This window comes from Micromonospora sp. MW-13 (assembly GCF_003434305.1).
Classification (GTDB): Bacteria; Actinomycetota; Actinomycetes; order Mycobacteriales; family Micromonosporaceae; genus Micromonospora.
The window spans coordinates 95,610-118,474 of the sequence record NZ_QKKX01000033.1; the positions used below are offsets into that span (position 1 = coordinate 95,610).

Sequence of the window (22,865 nt, forward strand, 5' to 3'; positions counted from 1 at the left end):
CCCCGGCGACCACCTCGCCGCCGTCACGAGTGACGGTGACGGGCCGGGGCCGAGCTGGAGCGTCCGCAGCTCGGCCACGCCGGCCCGCTCCACCGGTTCGAGTTCCTCGGGACGGGGGTCCGGTCCTGCGCAGCGCCTCCTGCGACGACGGTGGCGCGGCCGGCGGTCGCGCCGGGCGACCCGCATACCGTACGCCCGTACCGGTTGTTCCAGCAGGTGGACGCCGGGGCGACCCGCCCGGCGTGGACACCCGAGGGTCCCACTCCGTCACGCACCGGGATCGCACAATGGCGCGGAGTTACCGACTCTTGAGAGGAGCGCCCGATGACGAGCAGCGGAGTCCGCCACGAGGCATCCCCGTCCGCCCCTGCGGCCGTCCCCCGGGTGCCGCCGGCCACCCGCCGGGAGGACCTGGTCACCGTCCTGTTCGGCGCGTGCCTGACGGCCGGGGCGATGTCCGACGGTTGGGCGCACAGCAACATCGTCGAGACCATCGAGGGCTTCTTCACCCCGTGGCACGGCCTGCTCTACGCGGGTTTCGCCGCCACTGCGGCGTGGACGTTCTGGCTGGCGTACCAGCGGCGCGACGCGGCGCCCCGGTGGTGGCGGGACGGCTTCCCGGCCGGCTACCGGGTCGGCGCGATCGGCGCGGTCACCTTCCTGCTCGCCGGCCTGGCCGACCTGGCCTGGCACGAGGCCCTCGGGGTGGAGGTGGGCCTGGACGCCGCGTTCAGCCCGAGTCACCTGCTGCTGGACGCGTCGGCGGTGCTGCTGCTGACCAGCCCGCTGCGGTCCTGGTGGGCCAGCGGGGAGCAGGGCGGACGGTCGGCGACGGGGGTGGCGTCGCTGGCCCTGGGCGTGATGGCGCCGTCGATCCTGCTCACCTACGCGTCGGCGTTCCTCATCCTCGCGCCGACCCGCGCGATCGGCGCCGTCGGGACGCAGCAGACGGCGGTCCTCGGCGTCGACGCGTACCTGATCACCACGCTGGTGCTGGTCGGGCCGTTCCTGCTCGCCCACCGGCGGCGGGCCACCCCGGGCGCGGGCGCGGCGCTGGCGGCCGGGGTGGCGCTGTTCGACATGGTGATGCACGAGTTCCCGACGCCGCAGGTGTGGGCCGCACTCGGGGCGGTCTGCGGCGCGGGCCTCGCCGACCTGCTGCTGCTCCGGCTGGACGCCGTCCGCGGGCGCGACGCCGCGCTGCGGCTGCCGGCCGCCGGCGCCCTGCTCGCCGGGCTGGTGGTCGCCGGGCACCTGGCGGGGCTCGCGCTGGCCGCCGGGATCGGCTGGACCCCGGAGGTGACCACCGGCGTTGTCACCCTCGCCGCGCTCCTCGGGGCCCTGCTCGGCGGCCTGGCCGCCCAGCCAACCCCGGCCGAGGTGCCCCGGCCGGGGCCGGCCGGTCCCGCCTCGGCGGGACCGGAGGCCGCCGCCCCCGGTGCGCCGGCCCCGGCGGACTCGACCCGCTGACGCCGACGGGCCGCCCACTGGACGCCACCCCGCCGGCCCGTCCCCGCCCGGACGGACCCAGGGCCAGGCCGACCCAGGGCCAGGCCGACACAGGGCCAGGCCGACACAGGGCCAGGCCGACACAGGGCCGGGCCGACACAGGGCCAGGCCGACACAGGCCGGTCAGACGGTGAGCAGCGTCTTGCCGACCGTCGCCCGCTCCTCGATGGCCCGGTGCGCGTCGGCCGCCCGGTCCAGCGGGAACGTCTGCCCCACCAGCGGCGCCAGCCGGCCGGCGGCGGCGGCGTCCAGCGCCGCCAACAGGTGCCGCCGACGGGCCGGCGCCGAGGCGGCCCGCAGTTCCACGATGCCGGTGACCGCCACGCCCCGCTCCCGGGCCGACGCCGGGTCGGGCGCGGCGAAGCCACCGGCCGGCGCGCCGTAGGCACAGGCCCGACCGCCGGGCAGGATCAGGTCGAACGCGGCCGGGCCGTACTCCCCGCCGGCGCCGTCGAACAGCACGTCGAGGCCGCCGAGGCCGGCGCGCACCTCGTCGGTCCACCCCGGCTCGGAGTAGTCCACGACCTCCTCGGCCCCGAGCCGGTGCAGCGCGTCCCGCTTGGCCGGCCCGCGGGCCGCCGCCACCACCCGGGCGCCCGCGGCTCGGGCGGCCTGGACCAGCACCGCACCCGCTCCCCCGCCGGCGGCGGTGACCAGCACCCGCTCACCGGTCCGGACGCCCCCGACGAGGTCGAGCACGGCGAACGCGGTGGCCCCGTCGTGCAGCAGGGCCGCCGCGTCGCGCAGCGACACCACCGGCGGCACGGCGAGCAGACCGTCGACCGGCACGAGGGCCCGATCCAGGTAGCCGCCGCCCGGCCCGGTCCGCCCGACCACCCGCCGGCCGACCCAGCCGGGGTCGACGCCCTCACCCACCGCGGCGACCGTCCCGGCCACCCCGGCCCCCGGCCGGTACGGTGGCTGGGTCGGGAACCACGCGCCGGCCCGCCCCCCGCGGATCGCCGTGTCGATCCACAGCACGTCCGCGAAGGCCACCTCGACCACCGCGTCACCCGGACCCGGCGTCGGGTCGGGTGCGTCGATCAGGGTCAGCACCTCCGGCCCGCCGAACCGGGTCACCTCGATCACTCGCATGCCGTACCTCCAGGTCGCTCGCCGTCCACGACAGCCTCTGAGGTGAAGCATGGTTGAGGTCAACCCCCGATTGATCGACACGGTGTCAGTGACATCGGGGCATCTCGACGGCCTGATGCCGCCTTGTCATGGACCTGGAGTCGATCAGGGCGAGGCCACCAGCGCGGCGGGACCGGCGGGGCGACGTCCCGGCGCAGGGATGAACCACCACCGCACCGGGACGCCTCGCCGGCCATCCGGCCGATCATCGCCCCGCCATCATCCTGCAATTGCCAATAGTTGGCAACAAGGTCTGGACGAAGCCCGGACAGGTAACTAGCCTGCTCGTCATGACTCCTTACATCACCGAGGCAGCGGACCAGCTCGCCGCAACGGCGGCGGCCTTCCAGGAAAGCTGGGACCAGCAGCAGGAGGCGTTCCTGCCGGACCGGGAGGAACGCTTCGCCGCCATGCTCGACGCCGTCGACGCGGTCACCGACGCGGACGCGCCGCGCCTGCTCGACCTCGCCGGAGGCACCGGCACCATCTCCCTGCGGGCGCTGGCCCGTTTCCCCCGGGCCGAGGTGACCCTGGTCGACCTCGACCCGGCGCTGCTGGCCCTGGCCGGCGCGTCGCTGGGCGACCGGGCGAGCGTGCTGGTCGCCGACCTGGGCCGCCCCGACTGGACCGACCGGCTGCCGCACCGCGACTACGACGCGGTGCTCACCGCCACCGCCCTGCACTGGCTGCCCGCCGGCCGGCTCACCGACCTCTACGGCGAGATCCGCGACCTGCTGCGTCCGGGCGGGCTCTTCGTCAACGCCGACCGGATGCCCGACGACGCGCTGCCGGGGCTGACCGACAAGCTGACCGCCCGGGCCCGCGAGCGCCGGGCCGCCCGGTACGCCGCCGGCGCGGCCCTGTCCTGGTCCGACTGGTGGGAGCGGGCCGGCGCGGACCCGGTGCTCGGCCCACTGGTCGCGCGGCGCCAGGAGATCTACCCGACCGGACACAGTCCCGACTGGAACCCCCCGGTCTCCTGGCACCTCGACACGTTGGCCGCCGCAGGCTTCACCGAGGTCGGCACGCTGTGGCGGGGCGGCGCCGACGCGGCGGTGGCCGCCGTCCGCTGACCGGACCCGCCACCGGCGCGGCGGCCACCCCGCCCCGGACCGCCCGGCCCACCGCACCGGCGGCCCGGACTCCACCATTGACCGGTACGCGGCTACCGGGTACCCGCCGCCACGGCCGGGACTGCCCCGACGCCCCGGGCCGACCACGCCACGCACCGGCGGGCGGGGCCGGCCCGGGGGCCAGGGCTGGTGCCGACCGGGCGACCAGAGGCTGGTGCCGACCCCGGGGCCGGTGGGCCCGCCGGCGGTAGGCTCGTCCCGGCGGAGGCACGAGGGGCCGCCGTCGGGGCGGCCGTCGGGCAGCCGCGAGGTCACCCGCGACGGATTCCCGCCGGTGACGGCCGTGCTGGTGGGAGGACGAGGTGACCGGAGCGGAACCACGCCGGCTCGACCCCGACGTCGACCTGCGCGTACCCGGGGACCGGGGCGAGCTGCGGGTGCACCCGGCGGCGGCGCTCGCCGTGATCGCGGCGGGGGGTGTGCTCGGCGCGCTGGCCCGCGCGGGGCTCCAGGCCGCGTTCCCGCACCGGCCCACCGGCTTCCCGTGGGCGACGTTCACCGTCAACGTGACGGGGTGCCTGCTGATCGGGGCGTTGATGGCGGTGGTCACCGCCGGGCGGACCCGGCCGCTCACCCGGCCCTTCCTCGGCGTCGGCGTGCTGGGCGGGTTCACCACCTTCTCCACGTACGCGGTCGACGTGCGGCTGGCCGTGGCCGCCGGGGCGGCCGGCACCGCGCTGGCGTACCTGCTCGCCACCCTGGTGGCGGCGCTGGTCGCGGTGTGGCTCGGCGACGCCGCCAGCCGGTTCCTGGGCCGCGCGGGCCGCGCCGCCCCGGCGGTGACGTCCGGCGGGCGGCCGGGGGCGGGTGGTTCCCGGGCGGCGGGTGGGCCGGCCCCGGCCGGGCCGGCCGGTACGGATCGGAGGGACCGGTGACCGTCCTGCTGATCGCCCTCGGCGCGGCCGTCGGGGCGCCGCTGCGCTACCTCACCGACCGGGCCGTGCAGTCCCGGCGCGGCTCGTCGTTCCCGTGGGGCACCCTGACCGTGAACGTGCTCGGCTCGCTGCTGCTCGGCGCCCTCGTCGCCGTGCCGGTCGGGCCGGCCGTCGCCGCGCTGCTCGGCACCGGCTTCTGCGGCGCGCTCACCACGTACTCGACCTTCGGCTACGAGACGCTGCGGCTGGCCCGCGACGGTTCCCGGTGGCGTGCCCTGGCCAACGCGCTGGTCAGCGTGGCCGCCGCGCTGGCCGCGGCGTCGCTCGGCTACGCGGTGACCCGCGCGCTGCGCGGCTGACCCGCCCCGGCCGAGGCGCCGGTGTCCGTGGGGGCGACGCGACCGTCGACGAGCGGCGGCGGGCCCGCCGTGTCTCCCCGTCCGACGGGCCCCGGGCCCGGGCCGGTCGTCGGGAGGGCCGCCCGTTGCGCCACGGGGCGGACGGGCGGCCCGTCCCGGTCAGCCCAGGGCGACGACCGGGCCGACCACGAAGACCGCCGGGGGCCGGATGTCCGCCCGGACCGCCAGCGCGCCCAGCTCGTCCAACCGGGAGGTCAGCGTCCGCTGGGTCGGGTGCCCCGCGTCTTGGACGACCAGCGCCGGGGTGTCCGGGGCCCGGCCGTGCTCGACCAGCACGGCGGCGATCTTGGAGATCGTGTCGACGGCCATGAGCAGCACGAGGGTGCCCCGGGCCCGGCCCAGCGCGGTCCAGTCCACCAGCGAGCCCGGGTCCCCCGGAGGCAGGTGACCGGAGACCACGGTGACGTCGTGCGCGACCCCCCGGTGGGTGACCGGCACGCCGGCCAGGGCGGGCGCGGCGACGGCGCTGCTCACCCCGGGGACGACGACCGTCTCCACCCCGGCCGCCGCGCAGGCCTGGACCTCCTCGTGGCCCCGGCCGAAGACGTACGGGTCGCCGCCCTTGAGCCGGACCACCCGGCGGCCGGCACGGGCGTGCGCGACGAGGGCGTCGTTGATGGCGTCCTGCCCCATCGACGGTCCCCGGGGGACCTTCGCCGCGTCCACCACCAGCACCCCGGGGTGCAACCCGGCCAGCAGGCCGCGCGGGGCGAGCCGGTCGGCGACCACCACGTCCGCGGCGTCGAGCAGCGCCCTGCCGCGTACGGTGATCAGGTCGTCGGGGCCGGGCCCGCCGCCGACGATGGCGACCTGCCCCGGCCGCAGGCCCCCCACCCGGTGCCGGCCGCGGCCGTCCTGCCCGTGCCCGTGGCCGTCGCCAGGACCGTGCCCGTGCTGGTGGTCGGGGCCGTGGCCGTGCTGGTGGCCGTGGTCGTGCTGGTGCCCGTGGCCGTGCTGGTGGCCATGGTGGTCGTGGTCGGGGCCGTGGCCGTGGTGACCGCCGACCGGGTCGTCGGGGTGGTCGTGCGGGGTCTGCGGCCGGCCCACCTTGTCGACGAAGCCGGGCAGCGCCACCCGGTAAGCGCAGGTGTCGCAGTTCATCCGGATGTCCCCGCGCAGCGCCTCGGCGTGCCGCTGGAGCACGAGGTCGGCGAGGGCGTCGCAGTCGCCGATCAGGTCGGCGACCCGCACGTCGAGGTCGGGGTAGGCGGCAGCGAACCCGGCCGTCTGGGCGACGATCCGGTCCGGCAGCACCCCGGCGAACAGGAAGTACGGCGCGACGACGATCCGCCGCGCACCGAGCCGGCGCAGCCGGTCCAGCACGGCCGGCACCGACGGCTCGGCCAGCGAGACGAACCCCGGCTCGACGCCGGCGTAGCCGCGCCCCTCCCAGAGCAGCCGGGCCACCTTGGCGACCTCGGCGTTGGCGTCCGGGTCGGTGGAGCCCCGGCCGATCAGCGCCACCCAGGTCCCGGCCCGGTCGGCCCCGGCCAGCACGGCGTCGATCCGCTGCGCCAGCGCGTCGTGCAGCAGCGGGTGCGGGCCGAGCGGCCGGCCGTAGGCGTACCCGAACCCGGGGAAGCGCTGCTTCTCCCGGGCCAGCGCGGCCGGGATGTCGCCCTTGCCGTGGCCGGCGGCGGCGAGCACGAGGGGCAGCGCCACGAGCCGGCGGTGCCCCCGGTCGACCAGCGCGCCGACCGCGTCGGTCAGCGGCGGCCGGGACAGCTCGATGAACCCACCCTCGACGTCGGCTACGGCGTCCCGGTGGCGGATCCGCTCGACCAACGCGGCGAACTGGGCGACCCCGGCGGCGCTGCGGGTGCCGTGCCCGACGATCAGCAGCGGGGTGCGGGCATCCCGGGTCGGCGTCATGGCTTCTCCTCAAGGTAGAGCAGGGCGTTGAGGGCGGCGGCGGCGACCGCGGAGCCGCCCTTCTCGCCGATGTTGGAGACCGCGGGCAGGCCGCTGGCCCGCAGCGCGGCCTTGGACTCGGCGGCGCCGACGAAGCCGACCGGCAGCCCCACCACGAGCGCCGGCCGGGCGGCCAGGTCGATCAGCTCGAACAGGGCGGTGGGCGCGCAGCCGACCACCCACACCGCGCCGGCACCGACCCGGTCGTACGCCAGCCGGGCAGCCGCCGCCGAGCGGGTGATCCCCGCCGCCCGGGCCAGCCCGGCGGCGGCCGGCTCGGCGATCGGGCAGACCAGTTCCAGGCCGGCGCGGGTGATCCCGGCGGCGACCATCGCCACGTCGGTGACGACGGGCGCCCCTGCCCGCAGGGCGGCCAGCCCGCCGGCCAGGGCCGCCTCGTCGCAGACCAGGTCGGTGACGTAGTCGAGGTCGGCGCTGGCGTGCACCACCCGTTCGGTGACGGCCCGGGTCAGCGGCGGCAGGCCGGTCAGGTCCACCCGGGAGCGCAGGATCGCGTACGACTGCTGCTCGATCGGGTGTACCGCGCGGCTCACCGGGACTCCCCCGTCGCACCGGCAACCGTCGCACCGGCAGCCGTCGCACCGGCAGCCGTCGGCCCGGCCGGGTTCGCGGCGGTCCCGCCGAGCACCGCCGTCGGCGCCGGGCCGGCCAGGTGGTGGCGCGCCGGGGGCGCGACGCTGACCGCGGTCGAACTCATCGGGCTCCTCCGGATCGTCTCGGGTTCGGTGACACGGATCGCGTCCACCGGGCAGATCTCCAGGCACTCCAGGCAGCCGGTGCACCGGTCGGCGCGGACCAGCAGCCCGGCCGGCGTCGGCCGGATCGCGTGCGTCGGGCAGGTCAGCAGGCAGGCGCCGCACCCCTGGCAGGGGCCGATCGCCACGGGCGCGACGGTCGGGTCGGTCACCTGCGCCACCGGTAGCCGCGCGGGGTGACCATCCGGCCGGCGACGACCCGGGTCTGGGTGCTGCCGACCACCACCACGCTGTACATGTCGACCACGGCCGGGTCGAGCGTGGCCAGGGTGGCCAGGTGCACCCGTTCGCCGGGCCGGCTGGCGTTGCGCACCACCCCGACCGGGGTGTCCGGCGGGCGGTGCGCGGCGAAGGTCTTCAGGGCGGCGGCGAGCTGCCAGTCCCGGGCCCGGCTGCGCGGGTTGTACAGCAGCGCCACGAAGTCCCCCTCGGCCGCGGCGGCCACCCGCCGCTCGATGACCTCCCAGGGGGTGTGCAGGTCGGACAGGCTCAGGTAGGCGTGGTCGTGGCCGAGCGGGGCGCCGAGCAGCGCCGACGCGGCAAGCGCGGCGGTCACCCCGGGCACCCCGACCACGTCGATCCGGTCGTCGGCGTGTTCCAGGGCGGGGCTGGCCATCGCGTACACCCCGGCGTCGCCGGAGCCGACCAGCGCCACGGCGTACCCGGCGGCGGCCTCGGTGACGGCGGCGCGGGCCCGTTCCTCCTCCGCGCCGAGGCCGCTGGCCAGCACCCGGCTGCCGGGGCGCAGCAGGTCGCGCACCTGCTCGACGTACTGGTCGAGGCCGACGACCACGGCGGCCCGGCGCAGCTCGGCGACCGCGCGCGGGGTGCGCAGGTCGGCCGCGCCGGGGCCGAGGCCGACGATCGCCAGCCGGCCGCGCGGCGCGTGCCGGGCCACCGCGACCGTGGCCATCGCCGACGCGGTCTTCGGCGCGACCAGCGCCGCGTCGCCGCGCCGGCCGGGCTCGCCGAGCAGCGCGGCGGCCTCCGCGACGCTCGGCGTGCCGACCGCCGCGCGCACCACCTCGCTGGGGTGCGGCACCTCGACCGCCGCCAGGTCCGCCGCCGGATGCGTCACCAGGGGTACGCCCAGCGCGTCGGCGGTCGACCGGATGCCCGCCTCGTCGGCCTTGATGTCGGCGCTGGCCAGGCAGCGGACGCTGGCGGGGCTCAGCCCGGCGGCGGCGAGCACCCGGTCCAGCAGGTCGCGCACCTCGGCGGCGGGCACGCCCCGGCTGCCGCCGACGCCGACCACCAGCGACGGGGGCCGCAGCACTGCGGTGCGCCCGTCGAGCGGCACCACCCGGTCGGTGACCAGCAGCCGGGGCCCGTCGGCGGGAGCGTCGGGACGGACGGTCTCCGGCAGGGCGGGCAGCGGCCACACCGCGTCGGCGACCAGCCGCACCGGCTCGCCGTCGAGGATCGCCCGGCTCACCGCGGCGAGGGCCCCCTCGACCGGCCAACCGAGGGTGTCCAGGCCGGGCAGGCCGACCGCGTCGGTGGCGGTGGTGACCACCGGCCGGGCGTCGAGCAGCGCGCCGACGTCGGCGGCGAGGGCGTTGGCGCCCCCGGCGTGCCCGCCGAGCAGCGCCACGGCGTGCCGGGCGGCCTCGTCGACCACCACGACGGCCGGGTCGGCGTGCTTGTCGCGCAGCAGCGGCGCGAGGACGCGGACCACCGCGCCGGTGGCGAGGAACGCCACCACCGCGTCGTACCCGGTGAACGCGGCGCGCAGCGCGTCGGCGGCGGTGCCGGCCTCGACGAGGCGGGCGTTCGGCCAGGCGGCGGCGACGGTCCGGGCGTGCCGGCGGCCGGCGGCGGTGGCGGCGACGAGTCCGATGCGGGGCATCTGCGCTCCTGGGCTGGCGGGTGGCGGTTCGGAAGCGGGCGGGTGGCGGTTCGGCGGCGGTGGGCGGCCGGGCGGGCGCGCGGCGGCGGCTGTCACGGGCGGTCCCCGGTGAGGACGAGAACCGGGTTGGTGGCGGCCAGCCGGACCGATCCGCCGGGCAGGTCGGCCAGCCGGGCGGCGGAGAGCTGTACGCCCTCGGCGCGGTAGCCGTGCTCGCGCAGCAGGCCCAGCGCGGGGGCGACCCGGTCCAGCGCGGCGAGGGTCGCCACCACCCGGGCGGGCCGGCGGGCCGCCACGGCGGCGAGCACGTCGAGGCCGCCGCCGCCGACGAAGGCGGCATCGGGGTCGGGCAGCCCGGCCAGCGCGACCGGGGCCGCCCCGGCGACCACCCGGACGTCCACCCGGTACGCGGCGGCGTTGCGCCGGACCAGGTCCACGGCGTCCGGGTCGCGCTCGACGGCGATCACGGCCGCGCCGAGCAGCGCGCACTCGATCCCGACCGAGCCGCTGCCCGCGCCGACGTCCCAGACGAGCCGGCCGAGGCGGGGACGCAGCCGGGCCACGGCGAGGGCCCGCACCTCCGCCTTGGTGATCATCGAGTCGCGGTGGGCGTACCCGGCCTCGGGCAGCGCCCAGCCGCCGGCCGGCGCGGCGGCCGGCTGGTTGTCGGCGCGCACCGCCCCGACCTCGTCCGGGTCGGTGGCGAGGCAGAGCAGCACGTGCGGGTCGGCCCAGGCGGTGGCGGCGGCCCGCTCCGGGGTGGTCTCGACGACCCGTTCGGCCGGGGTGCCGAGGTGCTCGGCGACGACCAGCCGGCGGCGCCAGCCGACCAGCCCCGCCCCGAGTTCGGCGGCTCCGGCGCCGGGGGCGGTGAGCACGGCGACCGCCGGCAGGGCGCGGACGGCGTTGAGCGCGGGCCGCAGGTCCCGGCCGTGCGCGCTGACCACCGCCGCACCGTCCCAGGGCAGGCCGGCGCGGGCGAACGCGGCGGCCACGCTGGACACGGCGGGCAGCACCCGCACCGGCAGTCCCTCGACGCGCAGCCGGCGGACGATGCCGAACAACCCCGGGTCCCCGCTGGCCAGCACCACCGCCGGCAGGCCGGCGGCCACGGCGGCGGCGAGCCGGTCCAGCGCGGGCGCGAGCGGGCCGAGGGTCACCGTGGCGCAGTCGTCGGGCAGTGCGGCGCAGGCGAGGTGCCGGGCCGCGCCGACGGCCAGCCGGGCCCCGGCCAGCGCGGCGAGGGCGGCGGGATGCGGCGGCGCGCCGGCCGCGTCCACCCCGACGACGGTCACCGGGGCCGCGGCCGGACGGCCGACGGCGGCCGGGTCGGCGGCGCGGGTCACGCGGCCCACCGGCCGGAGGAGGCGACCATGTTGTCCCCGGCGAAGTCCACCATCGCCACGTCGACGGCGACGCGGTGCCCGGCGAAGCGCAGCAGTACCTGGCGGACCCGGTGGCAGAGCAGGTCCCCGGCGGGACGGAGCAGCCCGGCGGCCTCCCACAGCTCGTACGCGTGCCGCCCGGTGTTCGCCGCCGCCACCTCGGCCACCAGCGCCGGGTCCCCGCCGGCCTCGGCCGTGACCGCGCCGAGCAGGGACAGGTCCACCTTGGACCGGGTGTAGTGGGTCATCAGCACGCCGGCGGCGAGCTTGGCCAGCTTGCCGGCCATCCCGACGAAGGCCACCCCGGTCATCCCGTCGCCGACGGCGGCGGTGACCGCCGCGCCGGTGAAGTCGCCGACCTCGACGAAGCAGACCTCGGGCAGCTCGGGCAGGAGCGCGCGGGCGGCCCGCTCGGTGCGCCCGCCGGTGCACAGCACCACGGTCCGCTCCCCCTGCGCGGCCATCACGTGCACCGCCTGCACCACGCTGGCCCGCCAGGACGCCGTCGAGAAGGGCCGGACGATCCCGGTGGTGCCGAGGATGGAGATGCCGCCGAGGATGCCCAGCCGCCGGTTGGTGGTCTTGCGGGCCATCACCTCGCCGCCGGGGACGCTGATCACCACCCGGATGCCGACCTCGGTCAGGTCGACCACCTCGGCGACGGCCTGGCCGATCATGCGGCGCGGGGTTTCGTTGATCGCCGGCCCGCCGACGGCGAGCCCCAGGCCCGGCCTGGTGACCGTGCCCACGCCCGGGCCGCCGGCGAGGTCGAGGCCCGGCTCGTCGCGCCAGCCGACGGTGGCCGTGAGGTGCGCGCCGTGGGTCACGTCCGGGTCGTCGCCGGCGTCCTTGACCACCACCGCCTCGGCGCGCGCCCCGGGCAGCCGGGCGAAGTCGCACCGCTGAACGGCGAAGACCACCCGGCGGCCGGCGGGCAGGCCGATCTCGACCTCCCGCTGCGGCACGCCGGTGACCAGCGCGGTCACCGCGGCCTTGGCCGCCGCGGTGGCGCACGCGCCGGTCGTCCAGCCGGTGCGCAACGCCCGGGGCCGGACCTTCGCGGTACGCGGCAGGTCCGGCTCACGCAGCTCCGGCTCGGGGTACGTCATCCGGCCCGCTCCGGGCCGGCGGGCTCCCCCGGCACGGCGGGCTGCCCCGGCGCGGCGGCGCTCCCGCCCGGCCGGGCCTCGCCCGCGTCCGGTCGGCCGGGGTCGCCGCCGGGGCGGCCCGGGATCTCGGCCGTACCGGTCGCGCCCTCGCGGCGGCGGCGCAGCTCCGCCCGGGCGGCCGGCTCGGCCCGGCGGAAGGTGTGGAAGTGCCCCGGGTGGTAGAGGTGCGACCGGGTGCCGGTGGCGGCCAGCGCCGGCCCGACCAGGAACAGGGTGTGCTTCCAGAGCCGGTGCTCCTTGACGGTCGCCTCCAGCGTGCCGACGGTGCAGCGCACCACCAGTTCGTCCGGCCAGGTCGCCTGGTACGCCACCACCGCCGGGGTGTCCGCCGGGTAGCCGCCGGCCAGCAGCTCGGCTTGGACCTGCCCGGAGCGGGCGGCGGAGAGGAACAGCGCCATGGTGGTGCCGTGCCGGGCGAAGTCGCGGACCCGCTCACCCGCCGGCATCGGCGTCTTCCCGCCCTCCAGCCGGGTGAGGATCACCGACTGGGCGACCTCGGGTACGGTCAGCTCCCGGCCCACGAGCGCGGCGACGGCGGTGAACGAGGACACGCCGGGGACGATCTCGACGGCCAGGCCGAGGGCCCGGCACAGGTCGAGCTGCTCCTGCACCGCGCCCCACAGCGCCGGGTCGCCGGAGTGGATCCGGGCCACGGTCAGCCCCTGCGCGGCGGCCCGCTCGTAGAGCGGGCGCACCCCCTCCATCGGAAGCTGGGACGAGTCGACGATCTCGGCGTCGGGGCGGGCGTGGGCGAGCACGTCGGCGTGCACCAGGCTGGCCGCCCAGACCACCACGTCGGCCGCGCCGACGACCCGGGCGGCGCGCAGGGTGAGCAGGTCCGCCGCGCCCGGGCCGGCCCCGACGAACCACACCTTGCCCATGGTCGTCGCCCCGGTGCTGTCCGGGTTCGCCGCAGTGGTCACAGTTTTCCTCCTCGGCGGTCCCGGCGGGCCGGGACGAGCAGCGTCGACAGGTACGGCAGGTCGGTCTCGTCGGGGCGCACCGGCCCGATCCGCTCGCCGGGCAGGCCGAGCCCCCGGCCGAGCACCGCGTCGCCGAGGCGGCCCTGCCGGCGCAGCTCCCCGACCAGCTCGGGGTGCCGCCGCCAGCCCTTGTACGCGACCACGGTCCCCGGGCCGGCGAGCGCGTCGGCGAACAGCGCCGGCCCGGCGGTGGCCGGCAGCAGGGTCAGCGGCTCGCGTCCCTCGCAGAGCACGGTGCCGCTGCGGGCGGCGAGGTCCTGCATGGCGGTGATCCCGGGAACGGTGCCGACCGTGACCGCCGGCCGCAGCGCGCGCACGCCCTGGGCCAGGTAGCCGAAGGTGGAGTAGACGTTGGGGTCGCCGATGGTGGCGAACGCGACCCGGGTCGCCCCGGCGTCGAACGCGTCCACCACGGCGCGGGCGGCGGCGTCCCAGGCCGCGCGGCGGCGGGCGGTGATGCCACCCCGGTCGTCGAGGGCGAACGGCAGCCGTCGCACCCGGGCAGCGTCCACGTACGACCGGACGGTCGCCTCGGCCCGCCCGCCGCCGTCGGCCACCCCCGGGTCGTCCCCGGTCCCGGCGGGGCCGGCCGGGGCGTCGGTCCGGTGCGCCATCACCGGTACGAAGACCACGTCGGCCGCCCCGAGCACCCGGACCGCCTTCACGGTCAGCAGCTCCGGGTCGCCCGGCCCGACGCCGACCCCGGTCAGCGCCGGCCGGCCCGGGTCCGCGGGGTCGGGCGGGGGGCTCACCGGCACGCCTCGACCAGGCGGCGGGCGGCGGCCGGCTGGCCGGCCCAGTGGGTGTGCAGGTAGGAGGCGTGCACCCGGCCGTCGACGAAGCCGTGCGCCGCGCCGTCCCAGCGCCAGGCCGGGATGTCGCCGTGGCCGGGGTCGGTGACGGTGCGGTGGAACTCGTGTCCGCGTACCGGCTCGCCGGCCCGGGTGACCGGGGAGTCGGCGGCGGCCACGGCGTCCCGGTAGCCGAGGGTGAGCCGGCCGGTCATCCGGGCGGTCAGGTCCAGCCGCCCGCACATCGGCGTCCCGTCCAGGGAACGGCCCAGGTAGAGCAGGCCGGCGCACTCGGCGACGACCGGCCCGTCGAAGGCGGCCAGCTCGGCGCGGAGCGCCGCGTTGCCGGCGAGGGCGTCGGCGTGCGCCTCGGGGAAGCCACCGCCGATCACCACGGCCCGGGTGCCGGCCGGCAGGCCGGGGTCGCGCAGCGGGTCGAACGGGGCCACGGTCGCGCCGGCCGCGGCGAGGAGTTCGGCCGTCTCGGCGTACGAGAAGGTGAAGGCCGGGCCGGCGGCCACCGCGACGGTCGGGGCGGTGGTCGTGGCCGGACCGCCGACGGCCGCGACCGGGTCCCAGGCCGGCGCGGTCAGCGGACCGGCGGTGCGGGCCAGGGCGAGCACCGCGTCGAGGTCCACGGTGGCGACGACCAGGTCGGCGAGGGCGGCCACGATCGCCACGGACTCCGGGGCGCGCTCGGCGACCGGGACGAGGCCGAGGTGCCGCGACGGGGCGGTGACCTCGACGGCTCGGCTGACCGCCCCGAGCACCGGCACGCCCACCTCGGCGAGCGCGGCGCGCAGCAGGCTCTCGTGCCGGGGCGAGCCGACCCGGTTGAGGATCACCCCGCCGATCCGCACGGCCGGGTCGAAGGCGCGCATGCCGAGCACCAGCGCGGCGGCGGAGCGCCCCTGGGCCGTGGTGTCGAGCACCAGCACCACGGGTGCGTCGACGAGCGCGGCGACGTGCGCGGTGGAGGCGTACCCCCGGCGGCCGACCGCGCCGTCGTGCAGGCCCATCACCCCCTCGACCACGGCGACGTCGGCGGGGGTCGGGACGGTGGCGCCGTGCCGCAGCAGCGCCGCGACCCGCTCCTCGCCGACCAGCCAGGGATCGAGGTTGCGGCCGGGCCGGCCGGCGGCGAGCCCGTGGTAGCCGGGATCGATGTAGTCGGGGCCGACCTTGTGCGGGCTGACGGTCAGGCCGCGGCGGCGCAGCGCGCCGAGCAGCCCGGTGGCCACGGTGGTCTTGCCGTGCCCGCTGGCCGGCGCGGCCACCACGATCCGGGGCAGCGCCCACGGCCCGCCCGGGTCCGGCGGCCGGGTGGCGGTCGAAGCGGACGCGGGCGGCCGGGGACTGTCGGCGGCTGTCGGGGTCACCACTCGATGCCCTTCTGGCCCTTCTGGCCGGCGTCCATCGGGTGCTTGACCTTGGTCAGCTCGGCGACCAGGTCGGCGGCCTCGACCAGCCGGGGGTCGGCGTCCCGACCGGTGATCACCACGTGTTGGAAGCCGGGCCGGGCGGCCAGCGTGTCGACCACCTCGGCGACGTCGACCCAGCCCCACTTCATCGGGTAGGTGAACTCGTCGAGCACGTACAGGCCGTACCGCTGGGCGGCGAGGTCGCGCTGGATCTGCCGCCAGCCCTCCAAGGCGTCGGCGGCGTGGTCGGCCTCGCCGCCGCGCTGGATCCAGGACCAGCCCTCGCCCATCTTGTGCCAGGCCACCGGGGCACCCTGGCCGGTGCGCTCGTGCACCTCGCCGAGGGCGCGGAAGGCGTTCTCCTCCCCCACCCGCCACTTGGCGCTCTTGACGAACTGGAACACCCCGATCGACAGGCCGGCGGTCCAGGCGCGCAGCGCCAGCCCGAACGCGGCGGTCGACTTCCCCTTCATCTGCCCGGTGTGGACGATCGTCAACGGCCGATGCCGCCGCTGCCGCGTGGTCAACCCGTCGACGGGCACGTGCGAAGGCTTCCCCTGTGGCATCAGCGAACGCTCCTGTCCTGATGGTTCTCCGCGATCTTGCGGTTACGGCCCCCGGGAACACCGCTTTCGTCCCTTTCGCCCGCCCCCAACGGGCAAGATCGCGGAGAACGGGTGGGGTGGGGGGTGGCGAGGTGGGTCAGGAGGGGGGTGGAGGTGACGTCGGTCAGGGGGTGGTGGTCCGCGGCCAGGTGGGTGGCGAGGCGGCGGGCCAGGTGCAGGCGGACCGGGCCGGACTCGCAGTCAACGACCACGCAGGGGGCGCCGGTCGCGGCGAGCACCGCCGCCGCCCGGGCGGCCCGGTCCAGCGGGCGGTGCCCGGCGGTGGCCCGGCCGTCGGTGAGCACCAGCACCAGCGGCCGGCGGCGCGGGTCGCGCAGCCGCTCCACCCGCAGCAGGTCGGCGGCGGCGAGCAGGCCCTCGGCGAGCGGGGTACGCCCGCCGGTGGGCAGCTCGGCCAGCCGGGCGGAGGCGGCGAGCACGGACGAGGTGGCCGGCAGCAGGGTCTGCGCGCCGGCGCCCCGGAAGGCGACCACGGCGACCTTGTCCCGCCGCTGGTATGCGTCGGTGAGCAGGGCCAGGACGGCCCCCTTGACGGCGGACATCCGCTGCTGGGCGCCCATCGAGCCGCTGGCGTCGACCACGAACAGCACGAGGTTGCCCTCGCGTCCCTCGCGGACCGCCTCGCGCAGGTCGGCCGGGCGTAGCCGCAGCGGGCCGCCGCGGCGTCCCCGGGCCGGCTGGTGCGGGGCGGCGGCCCGGATCGTCGCGGGCAGGTGCAGGGCGCCGGCCCGGCCCGCGAGCGGGGTCCGCGCCCCGGTGGTGCGGCCCCGGCCGGTGCGGGCCCGGGACCGCCGGCCGGGCACCCCGTCGCCCACGCCGGGCGCGGTGAACAGCCGGGCCTTCAACCCCGTTCGGGGTACGGCCACCGGCTGCCCGCCCGCCGAGGGCTCGCCGGGCCGACCGGGTCCGCCGGGGCGCGCGTCGGCGTGGTCGCCGGCACGGGCCGGGTCACCGCCGTCGCCGGCCGGCGCGGCGTCGCCCCGCTCGCCGGTTGCCGTGCCGCCACCACCGGCCGGCGCGGCGTCGCCGCCCACCGGGCCGGCGGGTCCCGGTCCCCCGGCGTGCTCGCGGCGCGGGTCGCCGTCGGCGGGCCGGTCGTCGTCCGGTCCGCCCCCGTCGCGGCCACCGCCACCGGGGCCGCCACCCGCCGGACCACCGGGGCCGCCCGGGCCGCCACCGGTCGGGCCGCCGGGGCCGCCGTCGTCAGTCGGGCCGCCGGGCGGGTCGGGGTCGTCGTCGCCGGCCCGCTGCAACGCCTCGTCGAGGCGCTTCTCGTCCAGCCCCGGCGTGTCGAACGGGTCCCGGCGGCGCCGGTGCGGCAGGGCGAGCCGGGCGGCCACCCGGACGTCCTCGGCGGTCACCACGGTCCGGTCCTGCCAGGCGGCGTGCGCCATCGCGGCCCGGGCGGTGACAATGTCGGCGCGCATCCCGTCGACGTCGAACGCGGCGCACACCTCGGCGATCTGCCGCAGCGCGGCGTCGGGCAGCAGCACCCGGTCGAGCCGGTCCCGGGCGGCGGCGACCCGGCGGGCCACCCGCGCGTCGTCGTCGGCCCAGCGGGCGGCGAACCCGGCCGGGTCGGCGTCGGCAGCGAGCCTGCGGCGGACCACCTCCACCCGCACCGCCGGGTCCCGGCTGGCGTTCACCTCGACGGTGAGCCCGAACCGGTCCAGTAGCTGGGGCCGCAGCTCCCCCTCCTCCGGGTTCATCGTGCCGACCAGCAGGAACCGGGCGGCGTGGCTGACCGAGACGCCCTCCCGCTCGACGTGGCTGCGGCCCATCGCGGCGGCGTCGAGGAGCAGGTCGACGAGGTGGTCGTGGAGCAGGTTGACCTCGTCGACGTAGAGCACCCCCCGGTGGGCGGCGGCGAGCAGGCCGGGCTCGAAGGCGCGTACCCCCTCGGCGAGGGCCTTCTCCAGGTCGAGCGAGCCGACCACCCGGTCCTCGGCGGCGCCGACGGGCAGCTCGACCAGGCGGGCCGGGCGGCGCTCCGCCGCCGGGGGGGCGGGGTGCGGGCCGTCGGGGCAGCCGGGGTCGGCGTCGGCCGGGTCGCAGCCGAACCGGCAGCCGGCGACGTGCTCGACGGGCGGCAGCAGCGCGGCGAGGGCCCGCACGGCGGTGGACTTCGCGGTGCCCTTCTCGCCCCGCACGAGCACCCCGCCGATGGCCGGGGAGACGGCGTTGAGCAGCAGGGCGAGACGCATGTCGTCCATGCCGAGGACGGCGGAGAACGGGAACGTGGTCACTGTGCTGCCATCTCCGTTCGCGACTGCGGGGCTCGCAAAACCAGCTCACTCCTCGCGCTCATTGCCGGTCCTCCAGGTCGCCCTCACTGGTCAGGTACGTCTCACGGAGCCGGTCGAGGGTGGCCGGCTCCGGCTCGGCCCACAGCCCCCGGTCGGCGGCCTCCAGCAGCCGCTCGGTGATGCCGCGCAGCGCCCACGGGTTCGACCGCTCCAGGAAGTCCCGTGTCTCGGGGTCGAAGACGTACGCGGCGGCGAGGTGCTCGTACATCCAGTCGTCGACGACGCCGGCGGTGGCGTCGTAGCCGAACAGGTAGTCCACGGTGGCGGCCAGCTCGAACGCGCCCTTGTAGCCGTGCCGGCGCATCGCGGCGATCCACCTCGGATTGACCACCCGGGCCCGGAACACCCGCCGGGTCTCCTCGCCGAGGGTGCGGGTGCGCACGTCGTGCGGCATCGCCGAGTCCCCCACGTACGCGGCCGGGGCGGCCCCGGTGAGGTGGCGGACCATCGCCACCATCCCGCCGTGGTACTGGAAGTAGTCGTCGGAGTCGACGATGTCGTGCTCGCGGGTGTCCTGGTTCTTCACCGCCACCGCGATCCGGGCGAAGGAGCGTTCCATGTCGGCGCGGGCCTCCCGGCCGTCCAGCCCTGGGCCGTAGGCGTAGCCGCCCCAGACGGCGTACACCTCGGCGAGGTCGGCGTCGGTGCGCCAGTTCCGGGCGTCGATCAGTGGCAGCAGCCCCGCGCCGTACGCGCCGGGCTTGGAGCCGAAGATCCGGGCGGTGGCCCGCCGCTCGTCGCCGTGCTCGGCCAGGTCGGCGGCGACGTGCGCGGCGACGTAGTTGCCCTCGGCGGGCTCGTCGAGGGCGGCGACCCGGCGGACCGCGTCGTCGATCAGGGCCACCACGTGCGGGAACGCGTCGCGGAAGAACCCGGAGATGCGGACGGTGACGTCGACCCGGGGGCGGCCCAGCTCCGCCAGCGGCACCACCTCGACACCGGTGACCCGCCGGGAACGATCGTCCCAGGTGGGGCGGCAGCCGAGCAGGGCGAGCACCTCGGCGATGTCGTCGCCCTGGGTGCGCATCGCGCTGGTGCCCCAGACGGTGAGCCCGACCGAACGCGGGTACCCGCCGGTGTCGGCGACGTGCCGGGCCAGCAGCGAGTCCGCCAGGGCCACGCCGACGTCCCAGGCGTTGCGGGACGGGATGGCCTTCGGGTCGACGGAGTAGAAGTTCCGGCCGGTGGGCAGCACGTTGACCAGGCCCCGGGTGGGCGAGCCGGACGGCCCGGGCGGGACGAACCGGCCGTCGAGCGCGGCGAGCACCCGGTCGATCTCGTCGGTGGTCCGGTCGAGGCGGGGCACCACCTCGCGGGCGGCGAAGCGCAACACGTCGGCGGCGTCCGGGACGCCCCGGCCGACGACCTCCGCGACGATGGCGTCGACCTTGCCGGCGTCCCAGCCGAGGGTCTCCATGCCGACGACGAGCCGGCGGGCCAGCCCCTCGATCAGGTCGACGGCGTCGGCGGCGGTGCCGGCCGGGCCGTCGACCGCCTCGGTGAGCGCCGCCGGCACCGCGATCCGCTCGCCCGGCGTGGCGAGCAACGCCTGCTCGTCGAGGCCGTACGCGGCGGCGAGGGCCTGGCGCAGGCCGGGCAGGGCGCGCACGCCGCCCCACACCTGCGGGGCGCGCAGCACGGCGAGGACCAGGTTGACCCGGGCCTCCCCGGCGGGGGCGCCGCCGAGGACGTGCAGGCCGTCGCGGATCTGCACGTCCTTGACCTCGCACAGGTACCCGTCGAGGTGCAGCACGAAGTCGTCGAAGTCGTCGGCGGCCGGCATGTCGTCGGTGTGCAGGTCGTGGTGCAGCTCGGCGGCGCGGACCAGGTCCCAGATCTGCGCCCGCACGACCGGCACCTTGACCGGGTCGAGGGCCTGCACCGTGGCGTACTCGTCGAGGAGCTGTTCCAGCTTCGCCAGGTCGCCGTACGTCTCGGCGCGGGCCATCGGCGGGACGAGGTGGTCGACGACGACGGCGTGGGCGCGGCGCTTGGCCTGGGTGCCCTCGCCGGGGTCGTTGACGATGAACGGGTACACCAGCGGCAGGTCGCCGAGGACGGCGTCCGGGGCGCAGTCGGCGGCCAGCCCGAGCCCCTTGCCGGGCAGCCACTCCAGGGTGCCGTGCTTGCCCAGGTGCACCACGGCGTCCGCGCCGAACCCGCCGTCGACGGCGGGCGCGGCCAGCCACCGGTACGCGGCCAGGTAGTGGTGGCTGGGCGGCAGGTCCGGATCGTGGTAGATGGCGATCGGGTTCTCGCCGAAGCCGCGCGGCGGCTGGATCATCAGCAGCACGTTGCCCAGCCGCAGCCCGGCCAGCACGACGTGCCCGTCGTCGGTGTACAGCTCGCCCGGCGGCTCCCCCCAGTGCGCCACGATCCGCTCACGCAGCCCGGCGGGGAGCCGGTCGAACCAGCGCCGGTACGCGTGCGCGGGCACCCGGGCGTCGGCGGCGGCGAGCTGCTCGGGGGTGAGCCACTCGACGTCGTGCCCGCCGGCGGCGATCAGGGCGTGGATGAGGGCGTCCCCGTCGTCGGGGACGGGCCGGTCGCCGAGGTGGTAGCCGGCGTCGGCGAGGGCGGCGAGCAGCCGCACCGCCGAGGCGGGGGTGTCCAGACCGACGGCGTTGCCGACCCGGGAGTGCTTCGTCGGGTACGAGCTGAGCACCACGGCGACCCGCTTGTCGGCGTTGGGCACGTGCCGCAGCCGGGCCTGGCGCACCGCGATCCCGGCGACCCGGGCGGCCCGCTCCGGGTCGGGCTCGTAGACCGACAGCCCGTCGGCGTCGATCCGTTTGAACGAGAACGGCACGGTGACGATCCGGCCGTCGAACTCGGGGATGGCCACCTGCATCGCGGCGTCCAGCGGGGACAACCCGGCGTCGCTGCCGGCCCACTGGTCACGGGTGCTGGTCAGGCAGAGCGCCTGCACGACGGGCACGTCCAGGGCGGCGAGCGCGCCGACGTCCCAGGCGTCCTCGTCGCCTCCGCCGGAGGCGTCGGCGGCGACCGTGCCGCCGGCGGCGAGCACGGTGACGACCAGGGCGTCGCAGCGGGCGAACAGGTCCAGGGGCCCGGTGCCGGCGGCCAGCCCGCGCAGCGAGCCGCAGAAGATCGGCAGCGGGGTCCCGCCGGCCGCGTCGACGGCGTGGGCGAGGGCGTCGACGAAGGCGGTGTTCCCGGCCAGGGCGTGCGCCCGGTAGAACACGATGCCGACGACCGGCCGGCCGGGCGTCGGGGGGTGGTCGCCGTGGATCCCGTACGCCGGGGTGGGGGCGGGCGGGGCGAAACCCTCGCCGGTGAGCAGCACCGTGTCGGAGAGGAACCGGGCCAGCTCGGCGAGGTTCTCCGGCCCGCCCTCGACCAGGTAGGACAGCGCCTGGGTGGCCGCGCCGGAGGCCACCGTGGAGGCCGCCATCAGCTCCGCGTCGGGCACCGCCTCGCCACCGAGGGCCACCGTCGGCACGCCGGAGGCGAGCACCGCGGCGAGGCCGTCCGGCCACGCCTGCCGGCCCCCGAGCAGCCGTACGACGGCCAGGTCGACGCCGTCGAGCAGCGCCGGTACCGCGTCGGCGGCGACCCGCGCGGGGTTGGCCAGCCGGTAGTCGGCGCCGCTGGCCCGGGCGGCGAGCAGGTCGGTGTCGGCGGTGGACAGCAGCAGGATGCGCACGGGATGCTCCGGACAGTGACGCCCGGGGTGGCGGTTCGGCCGTTCCGGGCAGCGGGTGGGCGCGGGCTCAGCGGGCACGGCGGGCCGGGAGCCGGTTCACCGGCGACGGCCGGTGAGCCGGGGGCGCGGCAGGGTACGCGCTGCGGGAGATCAGCGGCCGGGATCCCCGGCGGACGGCACGGCGGGCAGCACGCGGACGCCCGGCGGCGCGGCGCGGCGACGCCCGACGGTCGGCCCGGCGGTGAGCGCCCGGGCGCCGGGCCGAGCCGGCGGGGCGGCCAGGTGGGCGGCGGCCAGCCGGGCGACGCGGCGGCCGGCCGCTCCGGCAGCGGGTGGGCGGCCGGCGCCCGGCGCGGCGGCGCGGCGGCCGGCGGGCGCGGTGCCCCGCGCCGACCTGCGGCGACGGCGGCCGTCGATGTGCGAGACGCGACGCGTCATCGGGTCCTCCTCGGGTGTCCACGCCCTGGGGTCGTCCCGACGGCCGAAGTATCCTGGCTTCCGGATCGACGCTCACCCCCGGCCTTCCAACCGCAGACACACGGCCGTGGCGCTCGAGGGGGGATCGCTCCCCGGTGACAGTGGCGGGACCGCGCCGGAATCGCACCGGCTTCCTTCACTGCCGTCAGGCCGCGAATGCTGCCACACCGGCCCGCTGCCGGTCAACGCCGCCCCTCCCGTCACCGGACACCCCCGACGCATTGACATATGTCAATTCTTATTCCCCTCGGCGGAATGCCGTTCGAGTGGCGTCGGTCCATGGCTGTCGTCGGTTCTGCGGCGCGTTCACCGCCCTGCCCCCCGACCGGTCCGCCCGGCCCGCGCCGGGTGCCGGGCGGGCCGGGCCGCCGGTCGCCGACGGCCGCCGACCAGGGGCGCTGACCTGCTGTTTCCACCCGGACTCGGCAGGCGTC

The 22,865-nt window shown here is 77.9% G+C and carries 16 protein-coding genes, 2 pseudogenes and 1 riboswitch; of the genes and pseudogenes, 4 read left to right on the plus strand and 14 right to left on the minus strand.

Annotation, left to right across the window (positions count from 1 at the left end):
- The first annotated feature begins 324 nt into the window (after window positions 1-324).
- A complete protein-coding gene (locus C5N14_RS17845; RefSeq protein WP_128763601.1) occupies window positions 325-1,470 on the plus strand; it encodes a hypothetical protein in 1,146 nt (381 codons plus the stop codon).
- A gap of 162 nt (window positions 1,471-1,632) precedes the next feature.
- On the opposite strand, the gene C5N14_RS17850 is transcribed toward C5N14_RS17845, so the two are convergent.
- Complete coding sequence (locus tag C5N14_RS17850; RefSeq protein ID WP_117669231.1) at window positions 1,633-2,604, minus strand: zinc-binding dehydrogenase; 972 nt, start codon at window positions 2,602-2,604, stop codon at window positions 1,633-1,635.
- A 329-nt stretch (window positions 2,605-2,933) separates the two neighbouring features.
- Between C5N14_RS17850 and C5N14_RS17855 the strand changes: the two genes are divergently transcribed.
- From C5N14_RS17855 to crcB, 3 genes are all read left to right on the plus strand, one after another.
- Window positions 2,934-3,716, plus strand: a complete 783-nt coding sequence (locus C5N14_RS17855; RefSeq protein ID WP_117669232.1) for a trans-aconitate 2-methyltransferase — start codon at window positions 2,934-2,936, stop codon at window positions 3,714-3,716.
- A 362-nt stretch (window positions 3,717-4,078) separates the two neighbouring features.
- A complete protein-coding gene (locus C5N14_RS17860; protein WP_117669233.1) occupies window positions 4,079-4,651 on the plus strand; it encodes a CrcB family protein in 573 nt (190 codons plus the stop codon).
- A complete protein-coding gene (gene crcB / locus C5N14_RS17865) occupies window positions 4,648-5,010 on the plus strand; it encodes a fluoride efflux transporter CrcB (protein ID WP_117669234.1) in 363 nt (120 codons plus the stop codon). Before C5N14_RS17860 ends, crcB begins: the two co-directional genes overlap by 4 nt.
- A 159-nt stretch (window positions 5,011-5,169) precedes the next feature.
- Here crcB and cobA read toward each other — a convergent pair whose 3' ends face one another.
- The 13 genes and pseudogenes from cobA to C5N14_RS17930 all read right to left on the minus strand — a co-directional run bounded on the left by cobA (window position 5,170) and on the right by C5N14_RS17930 (window position 22,392).
- Complete coding sequence (gene cobA / locus C5N14_RS17870; RefSeq protein ID WP_117669235.1) at window positions 5,170-6,942, minus strand: uroporphyrinogen-III C-methyltransferase; 1,773 nt, start codon at window positions 6,940-6,942, stop codon at window positions 5,170-5,172.
- Window positions 6,939-7,535 carry a precorrin-8X methylmutase gene (locus C5N14_RS17875; RefSeq protein WP_117669236.1) on the minus strand — a complete coding sequence of 199 codons (597 nt, stop codon included), beginning with the start codon at window positions 7,533-7,535 and terminating at the stop codon, window positions 6,939-6,941. The genes cobA and C5N14_RS17875 overlap by 4 nt, the downstream gene beginning before the upstream one ends.
- A 134-nt stretch (window positions 7,536-7,669) precedes the next feature.
- Window positions 7,670-7,918: pseudogene (locus C5N14_RS33225) on the minus strand (DUF362 domain-containing protein); the annotation flags it as partial.
- Window positions 7,906-9,606: a precorrin-3B C(17)-methyltransferase gene (gene cobJ / locus C5N14_RS17885; RefSeq protein WP_117669238.1), complete on the minus strand. Its 1,701-nt coding sequence runs from the start codon at window positions 9,604-9,606 to the stop codon at window positions 7,906-7,908. The gene cobJ and the pseudogene C5N14_RS33225, both read right to left, overlap by 13 nt.
- A 92-nt stretch (window positions 9,607-9,698) precedes the next feature.
- Window positions 9,699-10,961 carry a precorrin-6y C5,15-methyltransferase (decarboxylating) subunit CbiE gene (gene cbiE, locus C5N14_RS17890; protein ID WP_117669239.1) on the minus strand — a complete coding sequence of 421 codons (1,263 nt, stop codon included), beginning with the start codon at window positions 10,959-10,961 and terminating at the stop codon, window positions 9,699-9,701.
- Window positions 10,949-12,100, minus strand: a complete 1,152-nt coding sequence (locus tag C5N14_RS17895; RefSeq protein WP_117669240.1) for a cobalt-precorrin-5B (C(1))-methyltransferase — start codon at window positions 12,098-12,100, stop codon at window positions 10,949-10,951. Before C5N14_RS17895 ends, cbiE begins: the two co-directional genes overlap by 13 nt.
- Window positions 12,097-13,041 (minus strand): precorrin-4 C(11)-methyltransferase, encoded by a 945-nt coding sequence (cobM, locus tag C5N14_RS17900; RefSeq protein WP_243639737.1) that lies wholly within the window; start codon window positions 13,039-13,041, stop codon window positions 12,097-12,099. Before cobM ends, C5N14_RS17895 begins: the two co-directional genes overlap by 4 nt.
- A gap of 38 nt (window positions 13,042-13,079) precedes the next feature.
- Window positions 13,080-13,853 carry a precorrin-2 C(20)-methyltransferase gene (gene cobI, locus C5N14_RS17905; protein ID WP_117669320.1) on the minus strand — a complete coding sequence of 258 codons (774 nt, stop codon included), beginning with the start codon at window positions 13,851-13,853 and terminating at the stop codon, window positions 13,080-13,082.
- A gap of 38 nt (window positions 13,854-13,891) precedes the next feature.
- Window positions 13,892-15,226 (minus strand): cobyrinate a,c-diamide synthase, encoded by a 1,335-nt coding sequence (locus tag C5N14_RS17910; RefSeq protein ID WP_243639739.1) that lies wholly within the window; start codon window positions 15,224-15,226, stop codon window positions 13,892-13,894.
- Window positions 15,227-15,309: 83 nt separating this feature from the next.
- Window positions 15,310-15,921, minus strand: coding sequence for a cob(I)yrinic acid a,c-diamide adenosyltransferase (gene cobO, locus C5N14_RS17915; RefSeq protein WP_117669241.1), 612 nt, complete (start codon window positions 15,919-15,921; stop codon window positions 15,310-15,312).
- 140 nt (window positions 15,922-16,061) lie between these two features.
- Window positions 16,062-18,289 (minus strand): annotated as a pseudogene (locus C5N14_RS17920) (VWA domain-containing protein); the annotation flags it as partial.
- On the minus strand, window positions 18,286-21,954 hold the full coding sequence (gene cobN, locus C5N14_RS17925) for a cobaltochelatase subunit CobN (protein ID WP_117669242.1): 3,669 nt from the start codon (window positions 21,952-21,954) through the stop codon (window positions 18,286-18,288). The gene cobN and the pseudogene C5N14_RS17920, both read right to left, overlap by 4 nt.
- Before the next feature lie 150 nt (window positions 21,955-22,104).
- Window positions 22,105-22,392 (minus strand): hypothetical protein, encoded by a 288-nt coding sequence (locus tag C5N14_RS17930; RefSeq protein WP_117669243.1) that lies wholly within the window; start codon window positions 22,390-22,392, stop codon window positions 22,105-22,107.
- Between the two features lie 46 nt (window positions 22,393-22,438).
- Window positions 22,439-22,568: riboswitch (cobalamin riboswitch) on the minus strand.
- Between the last annotated feature and the right edge of the window lie 297 nt (window positions 22,569-22,865).